Raw genomic sequence first — 5,478 nt, forward strand, 5'->3', positions numbered from 1 at the left:
GCCCAGCGCCCCGCAGAGTGTAAGAACCCCCGCCGAGCCCAGCGCAGCGCTCGCGCGCGCAGCGCCCCGCGCCTACGCAGCGCCCCGCGCCTACGCGAAGACCGGCGCCGAACCGCGACCGAGCGCGAACAGCCGCGCGACCATGTCGTCGGCGGTCGTGTTCTCGCCCGGGACGTTCGGCTTGCCCAGACCGTGGTAATCGCTCGACCCGGTGACGATCAGGTCGCGCTCGGCCGCGAGCGTGGCGAGCAGGGCCGTCGGCTCGGGCAGGTTCTCGCGATGGGCGAGCTCGAACCCCGCCAGACCCGCCTGCAGCATCGCCTGCAGCACCCCGTCGGGAAGCAGCGCGCGACCGGCCGGGTGGGCGACGATCGGCACGCCCCCGGCCCCGACGACGAGTTCGACGGCGGTCACCGGGTCCGGGGCGTACAGGGCCACGTAGTAATCGCCGGACGGGTGCAGGATGCCGGCGAAGGCCTCGGTGCGATCGGCGACGATCCCCCGGGCGACGAGGGCGTCGGCGATGTGCGGGCGCCCCACGGTCGCGCCGTCGGTGGTCTGCGCGACGATGTCGTCCCACGCGATGTCGTAGTCGTGCGAGATGCGCTCCGCCATGATCTGCGCGCGGTCGAGGCGCGACGAGCGGATGCGATCGGTCATCGCCCGCAGCCCCGCGTCGTCGGGATCGATCAGGTAGGCGAGCAGGTGGACGCTGCGCCAGCGGTGCCGCGCCGACAGCTCCATGCCGGGCACGAACGTCATTCCCAGGGACGTCGCCGCCTCGGCGGCTTCGGCCCAGCCCGAGGTCGTGTCGTGGTCGGTCAGGGCGGCGGTGCGCAGGCCATGGCGGTGCGCGGCGGCCATGACCTCGGCGGGCGGCTCGGTCCCGTCGGAGTGCGAGGAGTGCAGGTGCAGATCGGTCGGTCCCTCGAAACGACGATCGTGCGGCATCCGTCGAGCGTATCGCCCTCACCCCCTCGGTGGCCGCGGTGACCTTCGGGCATCACCCTGCCGGCATCCGTCGATCTCCCAGACGGCTCGCCTAGGGTCGGATGCGTGCGTCGACTGCTCGGATTCCTGGTCGCGCTCGTCTTCGCGGCGGGTGCCGCCGTGCTCACGTGGCCCTCGGCCTTCGGTCTCGAGCGCACGTTCCCGCTCGCGCAGGTGATCTCGTTCCGTGCGCCGCTCGCGGCCGCCCTGATCGCGGCGACGCTGCTCATGCTGCTGTTCGCATTCATCCGCCCGGTGCGGGCGATGGCCCTGGTGCTCGCGCTGATCTTCGGCGTTTCGGGCGGCATCAACGTCGCCCTGCTCTCCGACCGCGGCTTCGGCGGCGATCTGCCCGCCAAGACCGAGACGAGCCTGCGGGTGATGACGTGGAACACCGCGGGCTCGGCGACCTCGGCCGAGTCGATCGCGAAGTTCGCCGTGGGCATGCAGGCCGACGTGGTGACGCTGCCCGAGACCACGATCGACACCGGCGCGCAGGTCGCCGAGATGATGCGCGACATGGGGCAGCCGATGTGGGCCCATCACGCCGAGTACGGCGAGTACGGCATCACGGGGTGGGATGCCACGTCGACGACCGTTCTGATCCGCCCGAGCCTGGGCGACTACTCCGTCATCCAGTCGTCGCTCGACGGTTCGAGCAACACCTCCACCGTCCCCAGCGCCGTGGCCATGCCGGTCTCGGGCGACGGGCCGATCATCGTCGCCGCGCACGCGGTCGCGCCGCGCCAGGAGTACATGCCGCAGTGGCGCAGCGACCTGCAGTGGCTGGCCGATCAGTGCGGCACCGACAACGTCATCCTCGCCGGCGACTTCAACGCCACGCTCGACCACATGACGGGAATGGGCATCGACGGCGGCACCCTGGGCCGCTGCCACGACGCGGCGTCCGAGAGCGGCAACGGCGGTGTGGGCACCTGGCCGACCGACGCTCCCGCGCTGCTGGGCGCGCCGATCGACCACGTCATGGCGACGCCCGACTGGACCGTGTCGGGCTCGGTCGTCATGCGCTCCCTCGACGGGTCGGGCAGCGATCACCGCCCCATCGTCGTGCAGCTCGAGCGCACCGCCCGCTGACGACGGGCGCCTGCGCCCCTCCTCCCCACCCTGGATACGGGCGGCGGGGCCGTGGCATTCGTGCGCCCGACGCCGTCGAGTGCGAGACTGGAACGATGGACGCTCCCTCCCCCCGCGACACGACCGCGCCGACCGCCGAGCCCCAGGCCGACGAGCCCCAGACCGCCGAGCCCCAGGCCGCCGAGACCGAGACCGCCGCCCCTAGCAATCGCAAGGCGCCGTTCCCCCGAGGGTTCCTCGACACCATCTCGACGGGGTGGGCCGAGCACCCGGCTTCGTTGCCCGCCGCGCGCGAGCAGGCCCCGTGGGCCGCCCGTCGTCGCGAGAAGGTGTCGAAGGCCTTCCCCGGCCAGCGCGTGGTCGTCCCCGCGGGCGGCCTCAAGCAGCGCAGCAACGACTGCGACTATCCCTTCCGCGCGCACTCCGCCTTCTCGCACCTCACCGGGTGGGGCAGCGACGCCGAGCCCGACGCCGTGCTCGTGTTCGAGCCCCGCGACGAGGGACACGAGGCGGTCCTGTACTTCCGTGAGCGCGCCGACCGCACGACGGCGGAGTTCTACTCGGATGCCACGATCGGCGAGTTCTGGATCGGCCCGCGCCCCGCCCTCGACGGCGTCGCCGCCGACCTCGGCCTGACCACGGCGCACCTGGACGCGTTCTCGCCCGAGGCGGACGACCGCACGGTCGGCACCGACGACGAGCTGACGCGCTTCGTGTCGGAGCTGCGCCTGGTCAAGGACGAGTACGAGCTGGCGCAGATGGCCCTGGCCGTCGAGGTCACCGGCCGCGGCTTCGACGACGTCATCGCCGAGCTCCCCCGCATCATCGAGCACCCGCGCGGTGAGCGCGTCGTCGAGGGGGTCTTCCACCAGCGCGCCCGGTCCGACGGCAACAGCGTCGGCTACGACACGATCGCGGCCTCGGGCCCGCACGCCTGCTACCTGCACTGGACCCGCAACGACGGCCCCGTCAAGCCGGGCGACCTGATCCTGCTCGACGCCGGCGTCGAGGTCGACAGCCTGTACACGGCCGACATCACCCGCACGCTGCCCGTCTCGGGCACGTTCACCGACATCCAACGCCGCATCTACGAGACGGTCCGCGAGGCCGCCGACGCGTCGTTCGCCGCGGCGAAGGTCGGGGTGCCGTTCCGTCGTCTGCACGAGGCCGCCATGGAGGTCATCGCGGCCCGCGTCGCCGAGTGGGGTCTGCTGCCCGTGACGGCCGAAGAGGCCCTCGACGGCGACCGCGGCGGCCAGCACCGGCGCTACATGGTCCACGGCACGAGCCACCACCTCGGCATCGACGTGCACGACTGCGCCCAGGCGCGTCGCGAGATGTACTACGACGGGCTGCTCGAGCCGGGCATGGTCTTCACGATCGAGCCCGGCCTGTACTTCCAGATCGACGATCTGACCGTGCCCGAGGAGTACCGCGGCATCGGTGCCCGCATCGAGGACGACATCGTGATGACGGCGGACGGTCCCGTCAACCTGTCGGCCGGCATCCCGCGCACCGCGGACGAGGTCGAGGAGTGGATCGCCCGGCTGAAGCGATGACCTTCACGCCCCCGGCATTCTTTACCTCCCGTCCCACCCTGCGGGGGACGTTCGGTATGTCGGCCTCGGCGCACTGGACGGCCACCGCGACCGCCCAGGCCGTTCTCGAGCGCGGCGGCAACGCCTTTGACGCGGCCGTGGCCGGCGCGTTCGTGCTGCACGTCGTCGAGCCGCACCTCAACGGCCCCGGCGGCGACCTGGTCGCGCTGATCCGTCCGGCGGGCGCGGCCGAACCGGTCGTGCTCATGGGCCAGGGCCCGGCACCCGCGCGCGCCGACATCGCGCACTTCACCGGTCGCGGCCTCGACCTGGTCCCCGGAGCGGGCGGTCTCGCGGCCGCCGTTCCGGGGGCGGTCGACGCGTGGCTGCTGCTGCTGCGCGACCACGGCACGTGGGAGCTCGCCGACGTCCTCGCCTTCGCGATCGGCTACGCCCGCGACGGTCATCCCCTGGTGGCCGGTGCCGCCGCGACCATCGCGCGCGTCGCCGATCTGTTCCACGCGCACTGGCCGACGTCCGCCGAGAGGTGGATGCCGACCGGCTCGCCGCCCGCGCCCGACACGATCGTGCGCAACCCGGCGTGGGGCGACGTCCTGGACGCCCTCGTCGCAGCGGGCGACCGCGACGCCGACCGCGAGAGCCGCATCGACGCGGCCCGCGAGCGGTGGATGACCGAGGTGCTGCCCGAGGCCGCCGCGTTCATGGCCCACCCGCACCGTCACGCCGACGGGGCGGATCATGCCGGCATCCTGGATGCCGACGACCTCCGGTCGTGGCGCGCCGGGTACGAGCCCGCGGTGACGGCGCGGTTCCGCGGGTGGGACGTCTACAAGGCGGGGACGTGGACGCAGGGGCCCGCGCTGCTCCACACGCTGCGTCTGCTGGACGATGCCGACGACGCCCGGCTCGACCCGTCGACGCCCGAGGGGGCGCATCTGCTGCTCGAGGCGCAGAAGCTGGCCTATGCCGACCGCGACGCCTGGTTCGGCGACGGCGACGGCGCGGTCGATGCCGACGATCTGCTGTCCGACGCCTACGTGTCCACGCGCCGCGCGCTGATCGGGCACGCGGCATCCGCAGAGCTGCGGCCCGGCTCGCCCGACGGACGCGAGCCGCGCCTGCCACCGCTGCGCACCGACCGCTCGTCGGCGGACGGGTCCACCGGCGAACCGACGGTCGACCGGTCGGGGCAGACCCGCGGCGACACCTGCCACATCGACGTCATCGACCGGTGGGGCAACGTCGTTTCGGCCACCCCCTCGGGCGGCTGGCTGCAGTCGTCGCCGACGGTCCCCGCGCTGGGGTTCTGCCTGGGCACGCGCCTGCAGGCGACCTGGCTGGTGCCCGGGCATCCGGCATCCCTCACCCCGGGGCGACGCCCGCGGACGACCCTCACCCCGACGATGCTCTCGCGCGGCGACGAGGTGATCGCGATCGGCTCCCCCGGCGGCGACCAGCAGGACCAGTGGCAGCTTCCGGTGCTGCTGCGGATGCTCGTGGGCGGCTACACCGCGCAGCAGGCGATCGACGCGCCGACGCTCAACACCACCGCACTGATCGACTCGTTCTGGCCGCGCACGTGGGTGCCGGCCGGCGCGGCCGTCGAGGACCGCCTGGGCGACGAGGTGATCCGCGCGCTCGAGGAGCGCGGACACCGCGTCCGCCGCGCGGGCGACTGGGCGCTCGGGCGCGTCAGCGCCGTGGGTCGCGACGCCGAGGGCCTGCTGTGGGCCGCGGCCAACCCGCGCGGGGCGCAGGGCTACGCGGCCGGGCGCTGAGACGCCCCCGGACCGGGGCGAGCACCGGGGCGTCATGACCCGGCCCGCACGAGAAC

General features: G+C 73.5%; 4 protein-coding genes. 3 read left to right on the plus strand and 1 reads right to left on the minus strand.

Annotated elements, in window-relative coordinates; translation table 11 throughout:
* Nucleotides 1-90: 90 nt before the first annotated feature.
* On the minus strand, nucleotides 91-951 hold the full coding sequence (locus DBR36_RS00620; RefSeq protein WP_108317106.1) for a PHP domain-containing protein: 861 nt from the start codon (nucleotides 949-951) through the stop codon (nucleotides 91-93).
* A gap of 105 nt (nucleotides 952-1,056) precedes the next feature.
* Here DBR36_RS00620 and DBR36_RS00625 point away from each other — a divergent pair, with 105 nt between their 5' ends.
* The 3 genes from DBR36_RS00625 (at nucleotide 1,057) to DBR36_RS00635 (ending at nucleotide 5,422) form a co-directional block, all read left to right on the plus strand.
* Nucleotides 1,057-2,085: an endonuclease/exonuclease/phosphatase family protein gene (locus DBR36_RS00625; RefSeq protein WP_108317107.1), complete on the plus strand. Its 1,029-nt coding sequence runs from the start codon at nucleotides 1,057-1,059 to the stop codon at nucleotides 2,083-2,085.
* Nucleotides 2,086-2,180: 95 nt separating this feature from the next.
* Nucleotides 2,181-3,644: an aminopeptidase P family protein gene (locus DBR36_RS00630; RefSeq protein ID WP_108317108.1), complete on the plus strand. Its 1,464-nt coding sequence runs from the start codon at nucleotides 2,181-2,183 to the stop codon at nucleotides 3,642-3,644.
* Entirely contained in the window at nucleotides 3,641-5,422 is a 1,782-nt protein-coding gene (locus DBR36_RS00635; protein ID WP_108317109.1) for a gamma-glutamyltransferase family protein, read from the plus strand. The genes DBR36_RS00630 and DBR36_RS00635 overlap by 4 nt, the downstream gene beginning before the upstream one ends.
* The last annotated feature ends 56 nt before the right edge of the window (nucleotides 5,423-5,478 follow it).

Origin of the sequence: Microbacterium sp. HMWF026, assembly GCF_003061325.1 — a bacterium.
In the GTDB taxonomy this organism is placed as follows: Bacteria; Actinomycetota; Actinomycetes; order Actinomycetales; family Microbacteriaceae; genus Microbacterium; species Microbacterium testaceum_E.

What these genes read in the sequence shown, in the direction of transcription:
- DBR36_RS00630 (WP_108317108.1), top strand. Translation starts at nt 2,181, where the DNA reads ATGGACGCTCCCTCCCCCCGCGACACGACCGCGCCGACCGCCGAGCCC.
- DBR36_RS00635 (WP_108317109.1), top strand. Translation starts at nt 3,641, where the DNA reads ATGACCTTCACGCCCCCGGCATTCTTTACCTCCCGTCCCACCCTGCGG.
- DBR36_RS00620 (WP_108317106.1), bottom strand. Translation starts at nt 951, where the DNA reads ATGCCGCACGATCGTCGTTTCGAGGGACCGACCGATCTGCACCTGCAC.